This is a genomic window from Devosia equisanguinis, assembly GCF_900631955.1.
Classification (GTDB): domain Bacteria; phylum Pseudomonadota; class Alphaproteobacteria; order Rhizobiales; family Devosiaceae; genus Devosia; species Devosia equisanguinis.
Window position 1 is genome coordinate 12706 of the sequence record NZ_UZWD01000034.1, and the last position, 18030, is coordinate 30735.

An 18030-nucleotide genomic window follows, 5' to 3' on the forward strand; every position below is an offset into this window, starting at 1 on the left:
GGCTTTTTTGTGGCCCCTCGTGTCAGACCTACCGAGGACCACCAGAATGCTCAAATCCACCGACGACCTGCGCATTACCGAAATAAAACCGCTGACCACCCCCATCGAGGTGATGCGTCAGCACCCGCGCACCGATGCTGCGACCCGCACCGTGCTGGCGGCCCGCCACGCCTTCCACAATATCTTGACCGGCCAGGACGACCGCCTGGCCGTTGTCGTAGGGCCCTGCTCCATCCATGACCCCAAGGCGGCCATGGACTATGCCCACCGCCTTAACGCCCTGCGCGCAGAGCTTGGCGATCGGCTCGAAATCATCATGCGCGTCTATTTCGAAAAGCCGCGGACCACGGTCGGCTGGAAGGGCCTGATCAACGATCCCGACCTCGACGGCAGCTTCAACATCACTCAGGGCCTGCACACGGCGCGCGCTTTGCTGCTCGACATCAACAATCTCGGCCTGCCCGCCGCAGCCGAATTCCTCGATATGACGACGCCGCAATATATTGCCGATCTCGTCTCCTGGGCTGCCATCGGCGCCCGCACCACCGAGAGCCAGATCCACCGCGAGCTGGCCTCGGGCCTCTCCTGCCCGGTCGGCTTCAAGAATGGCACTGATGGCAATGTGAAGATCGCCTTCGACGCCGTCCTGTCGGCCTCGCATCCGCACCATTTCCTCGCCGTCACCAAGGATGGGCGTTCCGCCATCGCTGCCACCACGGGCAACGAAGACGGGCACATCATCCTGCGCGGCGGCAAGACCACCAATTACGATGCCCAAAGCGTCGACGCTGCCGCCCAGGTCGCCATCAAGGCCGGCCTCAACCCGGCCATCATGGTGGATGCCAGCCACGCCAATTCCTCGAAAAATCCGGAAAACCAGCCGCTGGTTCTCGCCGATATCGGCAGCCAGCTGGCCAATGGCGACAAGCGCATCATCGGCGTGATGGTGGAGTCCAACCTCGTGGCCGGACGGCAGGATCTGGTGCGGGGCAAGGCGCTGGTCTACGGCCAGTCCATCACCGATGGCTGCATCGACTGGGACACCACGGTCACGGCACTACGCGCTCTGGCCGAAACGGTAGAACAGCGCCGCAGGGTCAATGCTCAGGCGGTTGCGTAACCCCCACCTAACCTCCCCCTGAAACAGGGGGAGGGACCGATCGCGTATGCGGGCCTCTCAGCGTGCAGCTCTGCTCCTCCCCCTGTTTCAGGGGGAGGCGGGGTGGGGGCCGGCGCAAACCCAAACTGCATCGCTCGTCGCCCCTTGACCCCTCGCGCCCATTCCTGTTCTGTCCCCTCATGGCCAGAAACCCGCTCTTTCTCATCCCGAACATCATCACCATTGCCCGCATCCTTTCGATCATACCGATCGTCTGGCTGGTGATGGATGGCAGCATCACAATGCGCATCATCGCGCTGGTGCTCTATGTCCTGGCGGCCGCCAGCGACTGGGTGGATGGCTATCTCGCGCGGGCCCTGGGGCAGTATTCCGACCTGGGGCGCATGCTCGATCCCATTGCCGACAAATTGCTGGTGGGCATTCTCATCACCGCCCTCGCCTGGGACGGCAGCCTTTCCGGCTGGGACATGATTCCAGTCGTCGCCATTCTGTTCCGCGAATTCTTCGTCTCCGGGCTGCGCGAATTTCTCGGCAATACCGCCGTGGTGCTGCCGGTCAGCCAGTTGGCGAAGTGGAAGACCACCATCCAGCTGATTGCCCTGGGCATCATTCTGCTCGAACGCATCGTGCCGGGTCTTGGCCTTGTCTCCGATGTAGTGCTGTGGGCCGCTGGCCTGATCACGCTCTGGACCGGCTGGAATTACCTGCGCGCCTCCTGGCCGCATCTGTCGGGAACCGGCAAGTGAAGATCCTTTATTTCGCCTGGCTGCGCGAACGCCTGAATCGCGCCAGCGACGAAGTCGATCCGCCACCTGAAGTGGTGACGCTGGCCGATCTGGTGACCTGGTTGCGCCAAAACGACGAAACCCTGGACATGGCCATGGAAAACCCAGCCATCTTCAAACTCTCGATCGACGCCCATATCCGGCCCCTGGATACACCCATCGCCGGCGCGCGCGAAATCGCTATCCTGCCCCCGATGACCGGCGGATAGGATGATCCGGGTCACGGAGGACAGGTTCGATCCCGGCCAGGAAGCCAATGACTTTCAGGCGGCTCATCTCGAGGCCGGGGCCATGGTGACCTTTACCGGTCTCGTGCGCTCACATCCGGAGGCTCCGATCTCGGCGCTGATCCTCGAATGCTATCCGCAACTGGCCGAAAACCAGATCGCGGCTCTGCGCGAGCAGGCGATGCAGCGCTTTGGCCTCACCGATGCCGGCATCATTCATCGCTATGGCCGCCTGGTGCCGGGGGAGCCGATCATGATGGTGATGACGCTCGCGCCCCACCGCCAGGCCGCTTTCGAGGCCGCGCAATTCCTGATGGACTATCTCAAGACCGACGCGCCCTTCTGGAAACAGGAAGAGACTGCGACGGGCCTGCAATGGGTGGAGGCGAAGGGCGAGGACGACAATGCGCGGCAGCGCTGGTCGTAATAACCCCCTCATCCGGCGCTACGCGCCACCTTCTCCCCAAGAGGGAGAAGAATGGACCGCTGCCCGCTCTGTTCCGCTCCTCCTTGGGGAGAGGGTGGATCGGCCATAGGCCGAGACGGGTGAGGGCGCGCCGTCAATAAACAAAAAAGCCGGGCACGACAGCCCGGCCTTTCAAACTCAATGGCGCGACCTTACTCCGCCGCTGCCCGCTTGGGCTGGACCGCGGCCGAATAGGCGTCGATCAGGGTGCGGCAGCCATCGGCCGGAGTGAACTTATAGTCGCCGATCACCGAGACCGGCGTCACTTCCGCGGCCGTGCCGGTCAGGAAGCACTCGTCGAACTGGCTCAGTTCCTCGGGCATGATATGGCGTTCGGTAACGGTGAAGCCATTTTCCTTGGCCAGCGCGATCAGCGTCTGGCGGGTGATGCCGTTGAGGAAACAATCCGGCTTGGGCGTGGTGATGTCCTTGCCCTTGATGAAGAACACATTGGCGCCGGTGGCCTCGGCCACATAGCCCCGATAGTCGAGCATCAGCGCATCGGCATAGCCATTGGCCATGGCCGCATCCTTGGACAGGGTGCAGATCATGTAGAGGCCGGCGGCCTTGGCCGAGGACGGGATAGTCTCGGGCGACGGGCGCTTCCACTTGCTCCATTCGAGGCGGATGCCCTTGAGCTTTTCCTCGACCGAGAAATAGCTGGGCCAGATCCAGGCGGCGATCGCCACATGCACCTTGTTGTTGCGGGCAGGAACGCTCAGTTCCTCCGAGCCGCGCCAGGCGACAGGACGGATATAGGCATCGACCAGGCCGTTCTTTTCCAGAACCAGACGCTTGGCGGCCTCGATCTCGTCAACGCTATAGGGGAACGGCATGTCGAGCGTCGCGGCCGAGCGAATCAGGCGCTCGGTATGCTCGCGCGACTTGAAGATCTCGCCGCCGTAAGCGCGTTCGCCTTCGAATACCGAAGAGGCATAATGCAAGCCGTGCGTCAGCACATGGATCTTTGCATCTTTCCACGGTTTGAGTTCGCCGTCGAACCAGATCCAGCCATCACGCTGGTCCATGGGCACGCCTGCCATGTTCCTCTCCAGAGTTTAGATTTTACCGCCATGTCGAAATGGCTATTTGCTCAATCATGCCCCAGGGCCGTACCCTTGGCAAACCAGAATGGCTTTGGGATAAGACAACGAAGCGGTGATTTTGGAGAGACAATGACAGCGCAGCAGAAAAATGTCAACAAAGCTGACATAAATCCGGCTGTGCATGGCCATCCCGATCTCCCGCTCGACGTGATGGGACTGTTTTTCTTCGCCTATCGCGATTTCACCGGCGATGCCGATGCCCTGCTCGACCGCCAGGGCTTCGGGCGAGCCCACCATCGCGTGCTCTATTTCGTCAATCTGCGTCCCGGCATGCCGGTGGCCGATCTGCTCGACATTCTAAAGATCACCAAACAAAGCCTCGCCCGCGTTCTCCGCCAACTGATCGACAACGGCTATATCGAGCAATTGCCCGGTCATGCCGACCGCCGTCAGCGCCTATTATACGCCACCGACAAGGGGCGGGAGTTTTTTGCCCGCCTGTCTGCCAGTCAGGCGAGCCGCATCGATGCATCGTTTGCCACCTTGCCTCCGGAAGCGGCCGAAATGGTGCGGCGCTTCCTCGTCGGCATGGTAAATGCCGATGACCACACCGTGCTGGATCGACTGAGCCTCACCGCCAATCTCTAATGTCGGCCCGGCTAAACTCCCGACACATCGAGAAAATGTGACAGGGCCGGCGCGGCGAAAACCGCAAAAATCTGTAGATTGCTGCACGCTTAGGGTAAAAATCCCAATACCTTCCCCCTCGGGATAGAGACCACCCTTCACCGGTCGAACAGGCTGTTCACCAGTGCATACCAGGGGGCTCTAAAATTCCACATCGTTCTATAGAACTGGAGAGACTGCGGCTGGAAACGGCAAAACTCTTTCAGGCCGCGCGACAGGAAAGCGCCGCCGGACGGGATGCCGATGCCATCGCGCTGCTGCGTTCGGCCCTGGCGCTGGCAACGCTGACCGGAGACGATGATCGTCTCGGAGACCTCAATGCGGCAATCGGTGCCGCCTTCATCCGCGAGGATATCCGCCAGTCGGACACGACGCAGGACCATCTGGGGGCAGCGATCGAGACCCTGCGTGCGGCCCTCGAAATCACCTCGACAACCGGCGCCAGCGCCGATGCCGCCACCATGATCAATCTGGCGATCGCCTATGCGCGCCGCTTCCGCCGCGATGGCAATCGAACCGACCTGATGGCGGCCCATATCGAGCTGGACAGCGCCGAGCAGGAAATCCGAAAAGCTGGCGATAGCGCGCTGAGCACACAGATCAGGGCCATCCGCTCGAGTTTGGGGGCGCGGGATAAGGTGATGAACTAAGCCCCTTAGCCCCGACCCAACTCCTCGCTGCGCTGCCGGGCGGCGGCAACCGCCTTTTCCATCAATGGCGTCAGCCCATCGGGCGCCATCAGCACGGCCAGAGCGGCAGCTGTGGTGCCATTGGGGGAGGTCACGTTCTGGCGCAATACGCTGGCCGGCGCCGGATCGGCTTCGAGCAGAGCCGCAGCGCCGATCACCGTCTGACGCGCCAGTTTCATGGCGACATGCTCGGGCAGACCCTGTGCCTGCCCGGCCGCAGCCAAGGCCTCGACGAGATTGAACACATAGGCCGGGCCAGAACCGGAGACCGCCGTGACGGCATCGAGATCGCTCTCGGCGTCGAACCAGACCACCGGCCCGGCAGCAGCCAGCAAGGCATCGGCATTGCCGCGATCATCGTTCCCAACCTCTGGACCGGCGACGGCGCCGGTAATGCCCTTGCCCAGCTGGGCGGGCGTATTGGGCATGGTGCGAACGATGCGGCCGGTGCCCAACCCTTCGGAAAGCCGGGCGATGGAAATGCCGGCGGCGATGGAGAGCACCAGCGTCTGCGGGCCCACGACCGGCAGCAGCCCTGCCATCACTGGCCCGATGATCTGCGGCTTGACTGCCAGCACCAGGACGTTGGGGACAAGGCCCGAGGCCTGACTGTTGATGACGAGATCATAATCGTCGGCCAGCGCCCTGGCATCGTCGCTCGGTGCCGGATCGACCAGCACCAGACTGCTGGGCGGCAGGCCGGCATCCAGCCAGCCGCGGGCCATGGCCAGACCCATTTTCCCGGCCCCGACGAGCATGACCGGTCCGAGATTGCGCAAGGAAGACATCAGGCTTCACCCACTGTTTCGAACATCACATGGCTGAGAGCGTCGGCCGCCGACTTGCCGGCCCACACCACGAACTGGAAGGCCTGGTAATAGAGGTCGCAGCTATCAGTCGCAGAACGCAGCAGGGCCTCGCATTGTTGCGGGGAAACGTCGGCGCCGCCGGTCAAGAGATGCGAGTTGCGGAACAGCACCACGCCCTCCTTGTTCCAGATGTCGAAATGGCCGATCCAGAGCTGTTCATTGATCAGGCTGATCAACTGTCTTACTTCGGAACGCCGGGCATCGGGCACCTTGAGGTCGAAGGCACAGGCGATGTGGAGCGACTCGAGGTCTTCCATCCAGTTGAAGGAGACGTGGTAATCGCTCCAGCCGCCGCGCACCGAGATGGAGATTTCGTCGGCATCCTGGCGCTCGAATGTCCAGTCGTTGATCGATGCGATGTGCTCGACAAGGTCCACCGGATGGGACGACCGATCGGGCTCGTATTCAATCAATGACATAAGCGGATTCCGTCCTCGTAGGCGCTGTTGATCTGCTTGCGGCAAGAATGCGCCGCGCGATACTGGCGTGTAAGCGGGGAACAGGTCGCGCCCCCCTCCGGGGTCTACGAATCGTCCACGAGGACAAATCTACACCGCGTTCCTGATTCAGGGGACGCGAGCGGACACGATGAGGGCAATCTCTTGTGGATGACGATGGGCCGCAAAGTCTTAACAGGCCGTTAAGCCCAAGAGCGGCGCCGATTTAGCGGCGTTTACAATTATTAGGCTGCATCAGCCAGGCAGCGCCAGAACCCAACCACCCCGGGACTGGGAGGCCTAAAACAAATGCTCGGGGCCGGCCCAGCCGAAGCGGATGGCCTCGCCCCATTGCGAGAAGCCGTTGGCTTCGGCCATGCGTGCCGCAGATTCGGTATCATAGGGGATGGCGATCAATGCCGTCTGCCACCCGGCGCGACGCTGTTCGAGGATGGCATAATGGGCATCGGGGGAGCCGCGCACCAATTGCATGCCCACCGAGCCGGGATTGACGATCAGCCTTCCGTCGCGGAGCCGGACGGTCCGGGGCACATGGGTGTGACCGCACAGCATGACGGCCGCGGTGAGGCCCTGGGCTGCGCGGGTCACTTCGGCTTCTGACGGCAGGGTGGTGGTGCGGCCCTTGTAGAAATTGTCGAGCCAGGGAATTTCGTCGCCCTGTGGCGCGCCGTGACAAAGATAGATGTCGGTGCCCAGACGAGCCTCCGCGCCCTGCCCCGCCAGCCACTCGATTTGCGTCGGCGTCAGCAGGTTGCGGGCGAAAATATCGACGGCGCCGGCGCGTGCACCCTGTGCGTCCAGCACCCAGCGGTCATGATTGCCCTGGATGCAGAGGGCGCCCAGCCCCATCAGCCGCTCGGCGGCGCCGGCCGGATCGATGGGGCCGCTGACATGGTCGCCGAGGCACAGGACGGCATCGAAACTGTGCCGCGCCAGATCCTCGAGCACCGCATCGAGTGCCGGGCTGTTACCATGGACATCGGAAAGAACGGCGACCCGCAAGGATCAGACCGCAGGCTTGTCGCCACCGCGCAGCGCGGCGAGTTCCTTGCGCAGCGCATCGATTTCTTCGCCCTGCACCTGGACGAGTTCGCGCAAGGCGTCGAATTCCTCGCGCTTGACCAATTCCATGTCGTTGATGATTCTCTGGGCCTGAGACTTGACCACCGTCTCGACTTCACGGCGAACGCCATCGGCAACGCCTGCGGCCTCGTTCATCACCCGGCCCAGCCCGTCGAAAATCCTGTTGTTCTGGTTCATGGCAGTTCCAATTCCTTGAGAGGCGGCCCGCAGGGCTCAGCAATGCTTGATATGTAGGCCAGCCATCCCGACTTGACCAGACCAGGCGAAGCGGCAATGGTCCGCGCCAGCACAGAGGACCGCCCTTGCCCTTCCCCAATATTCACCCCATCGCCTTTTCCATCGGCCCCGTGGATATCCGCTGGTATGCGCTGGGCTATCTGTTCGGCGTGCTGCTGGGCGCCGCTTATGGCTGGTTGCTGCTGCGCAATGAGCGGCTTTGGCATCGGGGCACGCCGCCCTTCAAGGCCAATGACATCTGGGACTTCGCCTTCTGGGCCATGCTCGCCATCGTGATCGGCGGCCGCACCGGCTATGTGCTGTTCTACAATTTCTCCGAATATGCGCAGGACCCTATCCAGGTGTTCAACACGCTGGATGGCGGCATGTCCTATCATGGCGGCATGATCGGGCTAATGCTGGCAGCGATCCTGTTCACCCGGTCCAAGGGTGGCAATTGGCTCTCGGCGCTCGACCTGATGGGGGCCGTGGCCACTATCGGCATCTTCCTTGTGCGCATCGCCAATTTCATCAATTCCGAGCTCTATGGCGCACCCACCGACCTGCCCTGGGGCGTGGTGTTCCCGACCGACCCGCTGCAGGTCGCCCGCCACCCCAGCCAGCTCTATGAAGCGGCAATGGAGGGACTGCTGCTGTTCCTCATCATTCGCGTGGCGACACACGTGTTCTACGCCCTGCGCAAGCCGGGCCTCGTCGCCGGCATATTCGGCATCGGCTATGGGGTCTCGCGCATTCTTGTCGAGCTGGTTCGCCTGCCCGATATCCAGATCGGCTATCTCTATGGCGGTTGGCTGACCATGGGCATGGTCTTGAGCCTGCCCATGGTGGTCGCCGGATTGGGTCTCGTCATCTTTGCGCTGACCCGCCCGGAGAACAAGCTGCGCCCTTGAACGGCGGGATTTGAACACCCCTCCTGCCCGGCAAATCGGAATTATTGACGTGAACCAAACCCTTTCGCTCTCTGACCAGATCGACCTGCAGATCCGCACCACCGGGCCCATTTCGGTGGCAACCTATATGGGGCTCTGCCTGACGCATCCGACCAAGGGCTATTATCGCGCCCAGAACGCCGTCGGCGCCGATGGCGATTTCATCACCGCGCCGGAGATTTCGCAGATGTTCGGCGAGTTGATCGGGTTTTTCCTGGTCAATCTCTGGCAACAGATGGACGAGCCAAAGCCCTTCACCCTGCTGGAGCTGGGACCGGGCCGCGGCACGCTGATGGCCGATATTATGCGCGTCGCCTGCCGCGCGCCAGGCTTTCGCGAAGCGGTGCAATTGCGGTTGTTCGAAACCAGCCCAGTGTTGATCGCCCAGCAGAAGCAGCGCCTGGCTGCCTATGATGCGCAATGGATCGAGTCCTTCGACCAGTTGGGCGATACCCCGCTCATGGTGGTGGCCAACGAGTTCTTCGACGCGCTGCCGATCCGACAGTTCGTGCGCAAGGATGACGGCTGGCATGAGCGCCAGATCGGCCTGGCCGATGGCCAGCGCGTCTTCGGCCTGTCGCCGACGCCGATTCCAGCCGAGTCCATGCCGCCTGCGGCGGCGGATGCAGCGCCGGACAGTGTGTTCGAGGTGCATTTTGCCAGCGGCGAAGTGATGTCCCGCCTGTCCCGCGCCATTGCCCGCCAGGGTGGCGCCATGCTGGCCATCGACTATGGCTATGCCCACAGCCAGACCGGCGAAACGCTGCAGGGCGTGCGCAACCACGCTTTCGCCGATGTCCTCTCCGATCCCGGCGCGGTCGATCTCTCTGCCCATGTCGATTTTGCCGTGCTCGGCGGCGCCGCACGTCAGGCGGGGCTTGCGGCCCAGCCGCTGGTGACCCAGGGCGAGTTTCTGACCCGGCTGGGCATTGGCGAGCGCGCAAGCGCCCTGGCCCGGGCCAATCCCGAGGCCGCCGCCGATGTGCGCCTGGCCGAGGAGCGGCTGACCAGCGCCCAGCAGATGGGCGAGCTCTTCAAGGTGTTCTGCGCCCATAGTCCGGGCCTGGTGCCGCCGGGATTTGTGGCGTGACTGGGTTCAGTACCAGCACAGGGCTTGCTGCCGTGCCGCATGGCTTTTTCGGCCGCGACGGCGGGGTGTCGCTGGGCGATTTCGCGGGCAATAATATGTCGACCGCCGTGGGCGACGATGCCAAGGCGGTGGCGGCCAATCGCGCCGGGGCGCTGGCGGCGCTGGGTTTCGCCCCCGATGTGCTCTGCCTGTTGCGGCAGGTCCATTCGGCTCGAGTCGAGACCATTACCGGCCCCATCGCGCCCGGCACGATCGAGGCCGACGCCATGGTCACCGACCGGCCCGGTCTGGTGCTGGGCATTCTCACCGCCGACTGCACGCCGATTCTCTTGGCCGATGCCGAGGCCGGGGTGGTCGGGGCGGCTCATGCCGGCTGGCGCGGTGCGGTGGATGGCATCGCGGCGGCGACCGTAAAAGCCATGGTGGCGCTGGGGGCCGAGCCATCGCGGATCACGGCCGCGATTGGGCCCACCATCACCCAGCCCAATTACGAAGTGGGCGAGCAATTCCGCGCCGATGTGCTGGCCCTTCACCCCGATGCCGACCGCTATTTTGTGACGCCGCCGGGCGGCAAGCCGCATTTCGACCTGCCAGGGCTGGTTGAGGAGCAGTTGCGCGCCGCCGGAATCGCGACGGTCGAGCGCGTGGGTGGCTGCACCTATGGCCAGCCGGAGCGCTATTTCTCGCATCGCTTCGCCACCCATCGCGGAACGGGCACCGGGCGGCAGATTGCCCTGGTTGCAACCCGGTAACCCATTTTCTTCTGTCATCCATTTGTTGCGTTGTCAGGCAGGCAGCGACAAGCTAAAGCTGCCCGCGAAACTGGAAGGTCCTCCCCCAGGACCCGTTGAGACAGGATCGCGTCCATGAAGCTGGTGACCGGCAACTCCAACCGCCCGCTGGCTCAGGCTGTCGCCAGCTATCTCGAACTCCCCCTGACCGATTGCACGGTGAAACGGTTCGCCGACAACGAGGTCTATGTCGAGATCCACGAGAATGTGCGTGGCGAGGACGTCTTCATCCTGCAGTCGACGAGCTATCCGGCCAATGACAACCTGATGGAATTGCTCATCATCGTCGATGCGCTGCGCCGTTCCTCGGCCCGTCGCATCACCGCGGTGCTGCCCTATTTCGGCTATGCCCGCCAGGATCGTCGCGCCACCGGCCGCACCCCGATTTCGGCCAAGCTGGTGGCCAATCTGATCGTGGAAGCCGGCGTCAATCGCGTCATCACGCTCGATCTGCATGCCGCCCAGATCCAAGGCTTTTTCGATATTCCGACCGACAATCTCTATGCCGCGCCGATCATCACCCGGGACATTCTCGACAATTACAAGCTCGAGAACACCATGATCGTCTCCCCTGACGTTGGCGGCGTGGCGCGTGCCCGTGCCGTGGCCCAGCGCCTCGGCACCGATCTCGCCATTGTCGACAAGCGCCGTCCGCGTGCCGGCGTCTCCGAGGTGATGAACATCATCGGCGACGTGTCCGGACAGGCCTGCATTCTCATCGACGATATCGTCGATAGCGGCGGCACCCTGGTCAATGCGGCCGAGGCCCTGCTCAAGGCCGGCGCCAAGGAAGTTTCGGCCTATATCACCCATGGCGTGCTGTCGGGCGCCGCCTCCGAGCGTATCGCCGGCTCCAAGCTCAAGGAACTGGTGGTGACCGATTCCATCGTCGACACCGAAGCGACCAAGCTGGCTGCCAATATCCGGCGCATGAACATCGCCCCGCTGATCGGCGAGGCCATTGCCCGCACCGCCAGCGAACAGAGTGTGTCGAGCCTGTTTGACTGATGACTCCCCTGCCCGAGGCAGATCGCCTGGTCTTCCGCCGGTTCCAGACCAGCGACCAGGCGGACGTTAGGGCGATGTTTGCCGACGATTATGCGGCGCAGTTTTATCCAACCTATCAGGACCAAGCGGCCGCCCTGCGCTGGATCGACTGGAACCTCGACAATTATCGCGAATATGGCTTCGGCCTTTGGGCGATCTGCGACAAGTCCGGCGCGTTTGTCGGCGATTGCGGCCTCACCTGGCAGAACACTGACCGCGGACGCCAACTTGAACTCGGCTATCACGTCACCCAGAACCATCGCGGCCACGGCTATGCCATCGAGGCGGGGCGCGCCGTGCTCGCCTGGGGCTGGGACAATACCGACGCCCCGGACATCGTCTCGATCGTGGCGCCGGAGAATATGGCCTCGATTCGCAGTGCCACGAGATTGCACCAGGGCTGCCGCAGCTATACCAAAGCCGACGGCAGCCGCCGGCTGCTGTTTTATACGACGCGACCAGGCTTACTTGAGGATTAACTGCAGCTTGCCGGCCGCATAGGCGGTGCCGCAATCGGTGGCATCATGCATGATGTCTTCCTCGAGCAGCGGCGTGGCGGTCATGCCTTCGCCGGTGAAGCGCATGTCGTCGCACTCTCCGTCATTGGCATATTCGCCCTTGTCGTCGCCGAAATCGGGCACGCCATTGTCGTCGATGCCGCGCAACCTGATCGTGCCGGCCTCATAGGCGGCGCGGCAGTCGGTGGCGTCGTTGAGAATGTCGTCGCTCAACAGGAAGGTGCGCGTCATGCCCTTGCCCTCGAAGCGCGGGTCGTCGCATTCCCCATCATTGGCATATTCGCCATTATCGGTGCCAAAGGAGAATTTCGGCGCGGCCTGCGCCGGGATTGAAAACAGCGCAAGGCTCGCAAAGGCGACGGCAAAAGCGGCACTGGATTTCATTTTTAGTCCTGAATCGATAAAACAAGACCGCATCAGCGCCGCTGGTTCTGACGAAAATGTGACCCATTTTATCGCGCGGGGTGAAATCCCCGGATTTCGGCGATTGCGGGATGCTCAACTTCCTTGCCCAGCCAGGACAAATCCTCTATAGCCCAGCCCCATGAAGCGCTCGTCACCCCTGGAGGACGGGCGCGTATGTCGTTGTGATGACGCATACACCAACCCAATGGATGTTTTCCATGGCTGAGACCAAGGTGCTCAAGGCACAGGCGCGCAACGGAGTGGGCAAGGGGGCCGCTCGCGAAGCTCGTCGTCAGGGACTCGTTCCCGCTGTTATTTATGGTGACAAGAAGCCCCCCGTCACCGTGTCCGTCGCTTACAAGGACGCCCACAAGGCGATCTATGCCGGCGGCTTCAAGTCGCACGTCCTCAACCTCGACGTCGATGGCACCATCCACAAGGTGATCCCGCGCGATTACCAGCTCGACGTGGTCAAGGACCAGCCGATGCACATCGACTTCCTGCGCGTCTCTGGCAATGCCAAGCTGACCGTGGAAGTGCATGTGAACTTCGTCAACGACGAGAAGAGCCCCGGCCTCAAGCGTGGCGGCACCCTCAACGTCGTGCGTCACACCGTCGAAGTGCTGGCTCCCGCCAACGCCATTCCCGACGAGATCACCGTTGATCTCTCCGGCTATGAAATCGGCGACTCGATCCACATCTCGGCCGTGACCCTGCCCAAGGGCGTGACCCCGACCATCACCGACCGCGACTTCACCATCGCGACCGTCGTTGCTCCGTCGGCGCTCAAGTCGGCCGGTGACGAAGGCGAAGAAGAAGCCGCTTCCGAAGAGTAAGTCTTCCGGATTGGCAAACCTGTTTGAGGCGGCCCCACGGCCGCCTCAGTCATTTGTAAGGCTTGGACCCATGAAACTGCTCGTCGGCCTCGGCAATCCCGGCAACCAATATGCCGGCAATCGCCACAATATCGGCTTCATGGCTATCGACGCCATCGCCTCGGCCCATGGCATTTCCGGCTGGAAATCCAAGCATGCGGGCCTGATCGCCGAGGGCAATATCGGCACTGAGCGCGTGCTGCTGCTCAAGCCGCAGACCTTCATGAACAAGTCCGGCGACAGCGTGCAGCAGGTGACGCGCTTTTTCAAAATCCCGGTTGGCGAGGTCATCGTCTTCTACGACGAGCTCGACCTGGCGCCCGGCAAGGTGCGGGTCAAGATCGGCGGCGGCAATGGCGGCCATAATGGCCTCAGGTCCATCGATCCGCAGATCGGGCTCGACTATAAGCGCGTCCGCCTCGGCATCGGCCATCCCGGCAAGGAATTCGTCACCCCGCATGTGCTGGGCGACTTCGCCAAGTCAGACAAGGCCTGGCTCGATCCGCTGCTCGACGAGATCGCCCGGCAGGCGCCGCTGCTGCTCAAGGGCGACGATAACGGCTTCATGAACAAGCTGGCGCTGGCCGTGCAGGGTGGCGAGGAGGAAAAACCGGCTGCGGCCCCCAAGGCTTCGGCCTCCAAGCCCGCCCAAAGCCATATCCGCCAGGCGCGCCCCGCCAAGCCGCAGGCCGACCTCCCCAAGAGCGGCCCCATGGCCGACATGCTCAACAAGCTCTTCGGCAAGGGCGAGTAGCGCGCTTCCACGGATTCGCGGCTAGATTCCGGGCATGCCAAATACCCGCTTGGCCTCGTGGCCGAGCGGTTGCACGGTAACGGACGGCCAGTGGCCCAGAAAGTCGAACGTTCAAAGCATGAGCCACTGGCCGTTCGTCACGGTATCGGCTTGCTTAAGGGGTCTGGTCTCAGGCGGAACCAATATTGCAGGTCCGGCTGCCAAATTTCTACCCCGGCAGGGGAGCGCCCTCCCCGTCCGATCCTTCCCGCCCGGCCCTGCGTCGGGGCCGCGTGTGTAACGGGAATGAGCGGATTATGCCGCAGGGTTTTCGGGCGGGGATAAGTTTGCTCGCCACACATCAGGATGCAGGCAGCATAGTGCCGAGATGCGGGCCGCCCCGCCTTCAAAATTCAAATTTGCGATAATTCTGGAAACGACTGGAAATGGGAGCGGCACCATACTGAAGTTGCAATAACCGCCGCCTGCAGAGGCCAAGCCTGCACGAGGCCGATCGGACATCGCGCCCACACAACATATTTAAATTACGAGCAGGCCGGAGCGGAGTAGATCGGACTCTGCAGGCCAAACGGAGACCGACATGCGTGCCCGCGACAACTCAGCTCTTCTGATGTCGTTCCAGGCCGCTTTGCTGGATGGCGGCGTTTTTGCGGTCTTTCAGCCCATTGTCACGCCCATCAGCCGGTTGCTGGTGGGCTTTGAGGTTCTGGCACGCTGGCAGGACCCGGTGATGGGCCTTGTTTCTCCGGCCGAATTCATTCCCATGGCGGACGAGGCGGGCCTGCTCGATGCCATGCTTGCGGCACAGCTGCGGCAGAGCTTTGAGGCGGCCCGCGACTGGCCCGGCACGTTCTTTCTGGGTTTCAACGTCTCCCCAACGCAGTTGCGCAATGCCAGCGTCGCCGAAATCTTCCGCATCGAGGCGGAACGGGCGGGCTTTCCCTTCGGCCGCATTCACGTCGAAATCACCGAGACCGCCATTTTCAGCGACGATGCCGAGGCGCACGCGGTGCTCGAACAGCTGACCGATATGGGGTTTCACGTCGCGTTGGACGATTTCGGCACCGGCCATTCCAGCCTGAGCTGGCTGCAGACCATGCCCTTTACCAAGATCAAGATCGACCTCAGCTTCGTGCGGACCATGCTGGATGATCCCCATACGCGCAAAATCGTCGCCGCGGTGATCGGGCTGGGGCAGAATCTCGGCATGCCGGTGGTGGCCGAGGGCGTGGAGACGGAGGCGCAGGAGCGCCTTCTGGCCCGGCTTGGCTGCGACCTGGCACAGGGCTATCTGTTCGGTGCCGGCCTGCCCGCAGCCGATGTACCGGCAAAGGCCCTCGCAATCTTCCAGCAAGGCGCGCTATCGACCCTCGAAGCGCTGTCGCCCGAACGGCGCGCGGCGCAGCTCGATGCGCTCTATGGTTCGTCGGGCCTGTCGATTGCCTTCATCAACCCGGACATGCAGCTGGTTCGGGTCGGCGAGGCGCTGGCCGGACGGCTGGGCCTCGGCACCCATGAACTGCGCGGGCGTCCCATCGCCGACCTGCTGCCGGGCATTGTGCCGGTGCTGTCGCAGATGCAAGCCTCACCCACCGCGGCAAGGGATGTCGTGACCTTCGAATGCGCGATGCCGGCCGGGGGCACCGACCTGGTTTGGGTGCAGGGCGTGACCAATGAGCTCGACGAAATCATGGGCTATTCGATCGTCGGCATCGACATTACGCAACGCAAACAGACCGAAGCGCTGCTCAGGGAAAGCGCAGAACACTATCGCCACACCGTCGAGCTGATGCCCCACATGCCCTGGACCGCGGACGCGACGGGACAGCTGCTCTATCTCTCGCCGCAACACACCATGCTGCAGCATGCCCCGCTCGATGCCTTGCAGGGCGGCGGCTGGCTCGACCAGGTCCATCCCGACGATTTCGAGCAGGTGGAGGCGACATGGAACCGTGCCATCACCCACCAATTGGATATCGATGAAGAATTGCGGCTGCGACAGACTGACGGCAGCTATCGCTGGTTCTGGGTGTTTGCGCAGCCGCGGCGCGACAACGAGGGGCACGTCCTGCGGTGGTATGGCATCACCCAGGACATCGACTGCTACAAACGACCGGGCGCCCAGCCGGTCGAGGGCTAGCGCGAGGGCGAGGCGCTGCTGGAAGACAGCCCCTTTGCCTTTGGAAAGTTACCCTGGACGGCGAGTTGAGCGCTACCAATCAGCGCGGCAAGCACCGGATTGGTCTCAAAAGCGAAGACCTGCAGCACTGGCGCGACTACTTACACCCGGACGACCTGGAGCGGGTTGAGCGGGACTGGTCGTCATTTCTGGGCTGTCACCCCCCTTATTCGCCGTCCTTCGGGGCCTTGCCACGAGACGGATCATGGCAAGAGATCCATGCCTGCGCCTGGCCAAGGCGCGGCGCCACGGAGGCATTCTGCACTGGTTCGGGGCTTCCGAAACCCAGGATATACCTGGGGCAATCAACGGGGACGGGGCCGGCTGACGCGCGCTGGACAGGAGCACTAAGGCTAGATCAGACCCGATGCCGGAATGAGGATCGGCAGGTTGACCAGGAGGTGCAGCAGCATGCAAGCTGGCAGATTGCGCCGCCGCAGATAGAGCGCATAGATCATGACGGTGCCGCCACCATGATAGAGAAACCAGGTGGGGCCGAAAAAGGCCAGGTGCGGGGCCACAAAGATGGCAAAACTGATCGCTGGCCCGATCCAGCGCGATGACGTCAAGTCGTTGATCCGCTCGATCGGATAGCCGCGATAGAGGACTTCTTCGGTGATGGCCGCCGTGACGATCATGGCAACAAGAACCGGGACCGGCAGGGCCACGAGGCTCGCCGTGCCAGGATCGTCTGCTGGCGGCAAAAGGGTCATGGCGAGCCACGACCAGGCCATCGCGATGCCCCAATAGAAAAGGGCGGTCTCGATGTCCTTGCCATCCGGACGCCTGATCAGGATCGACGCCAGCGTCCGTCTTTCGACAAGGATAATGAACGCGACGACGGCGAGAACAGCCAGCCAATTCCACAGGATGATGGATGCCGGCCCCTCGGGCCCGACGTCAAGACCCCACCAGCGAAGCAGCGGGTTGACGTAGCTCGGGAAATAGCAAATCACCAATCCGAGCAGGATGATAGCCGATCTCTGTATCACCGGACGAGTGTCCGATAGATCGCATCGGGTGGCAATAGCCCAGCGCATATTCTTGGTGTCGCGGCCGTGGCATCGGGCGGAGGTCGCGCAACGGATCGCCGCCGTGACAAATTGGGTCGGCGTTGGTAAGTGCCGCAGCGGGAGGACCATGATGATCGATTTTCGAGGCCACATTCTGCTGCTGTCCGGCCATCCTGGCTCCGGAAAGACCACGACGGCCGAGGCGCTGGCGCACCTGCCCGGCGGGCCCAAGGTGCATCTGCATTCCGATGACTTCTGGGGCTATATCAAGCATGGCCATATCGACCCCTGGCTCGAAGAGGCGCATGAGCAGAACCGCATGATCATGCAGATCGCAGCTGACGTCGCTGGCCATTATGCCCGCCACGGCTATTTCGTGGTGCTCGATGGCGTGGTGCGGCCGAGCTGGCTGCCGGCCTTTCAGGCATTGGGCCTGCCGCTGCACTATATCGTGTTGCGCACGACTGCCGCCGAGGCGATCGATCGGTGCGTTCTGCGGGGCGGCGATAGTTTGAGCGACCCGAATGTGGTCGCAGACCTGCATGCCGAATTCATGGCGCTGGGGCCTTACGAGGCGCATGTCCTCTCGGTTTCCGGGCAGGATCGAGATGGAGCGTTGAAGTCGGTCGTGGATGCGCTGCAGTCGGGCCGGTTCGGGGTTGCGGAATAGAGGCGGCGGGGGCGTGTTGAGAACCGCCTTAACTGCTCTTTCGCCTCCCTCCCCCTTGTGGGCCTGGGAATGAGGGGGCAGGCGCTGATCCA

At 62.8% G+C, this 18030-nt stretch carries 22 protein-coding genes; 14 read left to right on the top strand and 8 right to left on the bottom strand.

Annotation, left to right across the window (positions count from 1 at the left end; translation table 11 throughout):
- The first annotated feature begins 46 nt into the window (after positions 1 to 46).
- The 4 genes from DEVEQU_RS13395 (at position 47) to DEVEQU_RS13410 (ending at position 2559) form a co-directional block, all read left to right on the top strand.
- Positions 47 to 1120 (top strand): 3-deoxy-7-phosphoheptulonate synthase, encoded by a 1074-nt coding sequence (locus DEVEQU_RS13395; protein ID WP_126151101.1) that lies wholly within the window; start codon positions 47 to 49, stop codon positions 1118 to 1120.
- A gap of 179 nt (positions 1121 to 1299) precedes the next feature.
- A complete protein-coding gene (gene pgsA / locus DEVEQU_RS13400; protein ID WP_126151102.1) occupies positions 1300 to 1866 on the top strand; it encodes a CDP-diacylglycerol--glycerol-3-phosphate 3-phosphatidyltransferase in 567 nt (188 codons plus the stop codon).
- Positions 1863 to 2114, top strand: a complete 252-nt coding sequence (locus tag DEVEQU_RS13405; protein WP_126151103.1) for a MoaD/ThiS family protein — start codon at positions 1863 to 1865, stop codon at positions 2112 to 2114. The genes pgsA and DEVEQU_RS13405 overlap by 4 nt, the downstream gene beginning before the upstream one ends.
- Position 2115: 1 nt before the next feature.
- Complete coding sequence (locus tag DEVEQU_RS13410) at positions 2116 to 2559, top strand: molybdenum cofactor biosynthesis protein MoaE (RefSeq protein WP_126151104.1); 444 nt, start codon at positions 2116 to 2118, stop codon at positions 2557 to 2559.
- Between the two features lie 191 nt (positions 2560 to 2750).
- Here the strand turns inward: DEVEQU_RS13410 and DEVEQU_RS13415 are convergent, their stop codons facing one another.
- Positions 2751 to 3641: a branched-chain amino acid aminotransferase gene (locus DEVEQU_RS13415; RefSeq protein WP_126151105.1), complete on the bottom strand. Its 891-nt coding sequence runs from the start codon at positions 3639 to 3641 to the stop codon at positions 2751 to 2753.
- Positions 3642 to 3854: 213 nt separating this feature from the next.
- On the opposite strand from DEVEQU_RS13415, the gene DEVEQU_RS13420 reads away from it, so the two are divergent.
- Positions 3855 to 4292 (top strand): MarR family winged helix-turn-helix transcriptional regulator, encoded by a 438-nt coding sequence (locus tag DEVEQU_RS13420; RefSeq protein ID WP_126151208.1) that lies wholly within the window; start codon positions 3855 to 3857, stop codon positions 4290 to 4292.
- Between the two features lie 137 nt (positions 4293 to 4429).
- On the opposite strand, the gene DEVEQU_RS13425 is transcribed toward DEVEQU_RS13420, so the two are convergent.
- The 5 genes from DEVEQU_RS13425 to DEVEQU_RS13445 all read right to left on the bottom strand — a co-directional run bounded on the left by DEVEQU_RS13425 (position 4430) and on the right by DEVEQU_RS13445 (position 7607).
- Entirely contained in the window at positions 4430 to 4867 is a 438-nt protein-coding gene (locus DEVEQU_RS13425; RefSeq protein WP_126151106.1) for a hypothetical protein, read from the bottom strand.
- Positions 4868 to 4986: 119 nt separating this feature from the next.
- Positions 4987 to 5808, bottom strand: a complete 822-nt coding sequence (gene proC, locus DEVEQU_RS13430) for a pyrroline-5-carboxylate reductase (protein WP_126151107.1) — start codon at positions 5806 to 5808, stop codon at positions 4987 to 4989.
- The gene (locus DEVEQU_RS13435) at positions 5808 to 6308 is read right to left on the bottom strand and encodes a type III secretion system chaperone family protein (protein ID WP_126151108.1); all 501 of its coding nucleotides are present in this window, start codon (positions 6306 to 6308) and stop codon (positions 5808 to 5810) included. The genes proC and DEVEQU_RS13435 overlap by 1 nt, the downstream gene beginning before the upstream one ends.
- 318 nt (positions 6309 to 6626) lie before the next feature.
- Positions 6627 to 7349, bottom strand: coding sequence for a metallophosphoesterase family protein (locus tag DEVEQU_RS13440; protein WP_126151109.1), 723 nt, complete (start codon positions 7347 to 7349; stop codon positions 6627 to 6629).
- A 3-nt stretch (positions 7350 to 7352) separates the two neighbouring features.
- Positions 7353 to 7607, bottom strand: a complete 255-nt coding sequence (locus DEVEQU_RS13445) for an accessory factor UbiK family protein (protein WP_126151110.1) — start codon at positions 7605 to 7607, stop codon at positions 7353 to 7355.
- 125 nt (positions 7608 to 7732) lie between these two features.
- Here DEVEQU_RS13445 and lgt point away from each other — a divergent pair, with 125 nt between their 5' ends.
- The 5 genes from lgt (at position 7733) to DEVEQU_RS13470 (ending at position 12003) form a co-directional block, all read left to right on the top strand.
- On the top strand, positions 7733 to 8557 hold the full coding sequence (gene lgt / locus DEVEQU_RS13450) for a prolipoprotein diacylglyceryl transferase (protein ID WP_126151111.1): 825 nt from the start codon (positions 7733 to 7735) through the stop codon (positions 8555 to 8557).
- 49 nt (positions 8558 to 8606) lie between these two features.
- Positions 8607 to 9686 (top strand): class I SAM-dependent methyltransferase, encoded by a 1080-nt coding sequence (locus DEVEQU_RS13455; protein WP_223214225.1) that lies wholly within the window; start codon positions 8607 to 8609, stop codon positions 9684 to 9686.
- On the top strand, positions 9683 to 10438 hold the full coding sequence (gene pgeF / locus DEVEQU_RS13460) for a peptidoglycan editing factor PgeF (protein WP_223214226.1): 756 nt from the start codon (positions 9683 to 9685) through the stop codon (positions 10436 to 10438). Before DEVEQU_RS13455 ends, pgeF begins: the two co-directional genes overlap by 4 nt.
- Positions 10439 to 10552: 114 nt before the next feature.
- Positions 10553 to 11485 carry a ribose-phosphate pyrophosphokinase gene (locus tag DEVEQU_RS13465; RefSeq protein ID WP_126151112.1) on the top strand — a complete coding sequence of 311 codons (933 nt, stop codon included), beginning with the start codon at positions 10553 to 10555 and terminating at the stop codon, positions 11483 to 11485.
- Positions 11485 to 12003, top strand: a complete 519-nt coding sequence (locus DEVEQU_RS13470) for a GNAT family N-acetyltransferase (protein ID WP_126151113.1) — start codon at positions 11485 to 11487, stop codon at positions 12001 to 12003. The genes DEVEQU_RS13465 and DEVEQU_RS13470 overlap by 1 nt, the downstream gene beginning before the upstream one ends.
- Here DEVEQU_RS13470 and DEVEQU_RS13475 read toward each other — a convergent pair.
- Complete coding sequence (locus DEVEQU_RS13475) at positions 11989 to 12426, bottom strand: hypothetical protein (protein WP_126151114.1); 438 nt, start codon at positions 12424 to 12426, stop codon at positions 11989 to 11991. The genes DEVEQU_RS13470 and DEVEQU_RS13475 overlap by 15 nt on opposite strands.
- Positions 12427 to 12665: 239 nt before the next feature.
- Here DEVEQU_RS13475 and DEVEQU_RS13480 point away from each other — a divergent pair, with 239 nt between their 5' ends.
- From DEVEQU_RS13480 to DEVEQU_RS13490, 3 genes are all read left to right on the top strand, one after another.
- Complete coding sequence (locus DEVEQU_RS13480; protein ID WP_126151115.1) at positions 12666 to 13283, top strand: 50S ribosomal protein L25/general stress protein Ctc; 618 nt, start codon at positions 12666 to 12668, stop codon at positions 13281 to 13283.
- 70 nt (positions 13284 to 13353) lie between these two features.
- The gene (gene pth / locus DEVEQU_RS13485) at positions 13354 to 14076 is read left to right on the top strand and encodes an aminoacyl-tRNA hydrolase (protein ID WP_126151116.1); all 723 of its coding nucleotides are present in this window, start codon (positions 13354 to 13356) and stop codon (positions 14074 to 14076) included.
- A 580-nt stretch (positions 14077 to 14656) separates the two neighbouring features.
- The gene (locus DEVEQU_RS13490) at positions 14657 to 16216 is read left to right on the top strand and encodes a sensor domain-containing phosphodiesterase (RefSeq protein ID WP_126151117.1); all 1560 of its coding nucleotides are present in this window, start codon (positions 14657 to 14659) and stop codon (positions 16214 to 16216) included.
- Between the two features lie 392 nt (positions 16217 to 16608).
- Here DEVEQU_RS13490 and DEVEQU_RS13495 read toward each other — a convergent pair whose 3' ends face one another.
- On the bottom strand, positions 16609 to 17397 hold the full coding sequence (locus DEVEQU_RS13495; RefSeq protein ID WP_164550396.1) for a CPBP family intramembrane glutamic endopeptidase: 789 nt from the start codon (positions 17395 to 17397) through the stop codon (positions 16609 to 16611).
- A gap of 4 nt (positions 17398 to 17401) precedes the next feature.
- Here DEVEQU_RS13495 and DEVEQU_RS13500 point away from each other — a divergent pair, with 4 nt between their 5' ends.
- Positions 17402 to 17938 (top strand): AAA family ATPase, encoded by a 537-nt coding sequence (locus DEVEQU_RS13500; protein ID WP_164550410.1) that lies wholly within the window; start codon positions 17402 to 17404, stop codon positions 17936 to 17938.
- Positions 17939 to 18030: the final 92 nt, after the last annotated feature.

Bases quoted from the DNA above. Each gene is read 5' to 3' on its own strand.
- DEVEQU_RS13465 (WP_126151112.1), top strand. From the start codon at position 10,553: ATGAAGCTGGTGACCGGCAACTCCAACCGCCCGCTGGCTCAGGCTGTC.
- DEVEQU_RS13475 (WP_126151114.1), bottom strand. From the start codon at position 12,426: ATGAAATCCAGTGCCGCTTTTGCCGTCGCCTTTGCGAGCCTTGCGCTG.
- pgsA (WP_126151102.1), top strand. From the start codon at position 1,300: ATGGCCAGAAACCCGCTCTTTCTCATCCCGAACATCATCACCATTGCC.
- DEVEQU_RS13470 (WP_126151113.1), top strand. From the start codon at position 11,485: ATGACTCCCCTGCCCGAGGCAGATCGCCTGGTCTTCCGCCGGTTCCAG.
- pth (WP_126151116.1), top strand. From the start codon at position 13,354: ATGAAACTGCTCGTCGGCCTCGGCAATCCCGGCAACCAATATGCCGGC.
- DEVEQU_RS13445 (WP_126151110.1), bottom strand. From the start codon at position 7,607: ATGAACCAGAACAACAGGATTTTCGACGGGCTGGGCCGGGTGATGAAC.
- DEVEQU_RS13395 (WP_126151101.1), top strand. From the start codon at position 47: ATGCTCAAATCCACCGACGACCTGCGCATTACCGAAATAAAACCGCTG.
- DEVEQU_RS13415 (WP_126151105.1), bottom strand. From the start codon at position 3,641: ATGGCAGGCGTGCCCATGGACCAGCGTGATGGCTGGATCTGGTTCGAC.
- DEVEQU_RS13410 (WP_126151104.1), top strand. From the start codon at position 2,116: ATGATCCGGGTCACGGAGGACAGGTTCGATCCCGGCCAGGAAGCCAAT.
- DEVEQU_RS13420 (WP_126151208.1), top strand. From the start codon at position 3,855: ATGGGACTGTTTTTCTTCGCCTATCGCGATTTCACCGGCGATGCCGAT.
- proC (WP_126151107.1), bottom strand. From the start codon at position 5,808: ATGTCTTCCTTGCGCAATCTCGGACCGGTCATGCTCGTCGGGGCCGGG.
- DEVEQU_RS13495 (WP_164550396.1), bottom strand. From the start codon at position 17,397: ATGGTCCTCCCGCTGCGGCACTTACCAACGCCGACCCAATTTGTCACG.
- DEVEQU_RS13425 (WP_126151106.1), bottom strand. From the start codon at position 4,867: ATGGGCCGCCATCAGGTCGGTTCGATTGCCATCGCGGCGGAAGCGGCG.
- DEVEQU_RS13490 (WP_126151117.1), top strand. From the start codon at position 14,657: ATGCGTGCCCGCGACAACTCAGCTCTTCTGATGTCGTTCCAGGCCGCT.
- DEVEQU_RS13480 (WP_126151115.1), top strand. From the start codon at position 12,666: ATGGCTGAGACCAAGGTGCTCAAGGCACAGGCGCGCAACGGAGTGGGC.
- DEVEQU_RS13435 (WP_126151108.1), bottom strand. From the start codon at position 6,308: ATGTCATTGATTGAATACGAGCCCGATCGGTCGTCCCATCCGGTGGAC.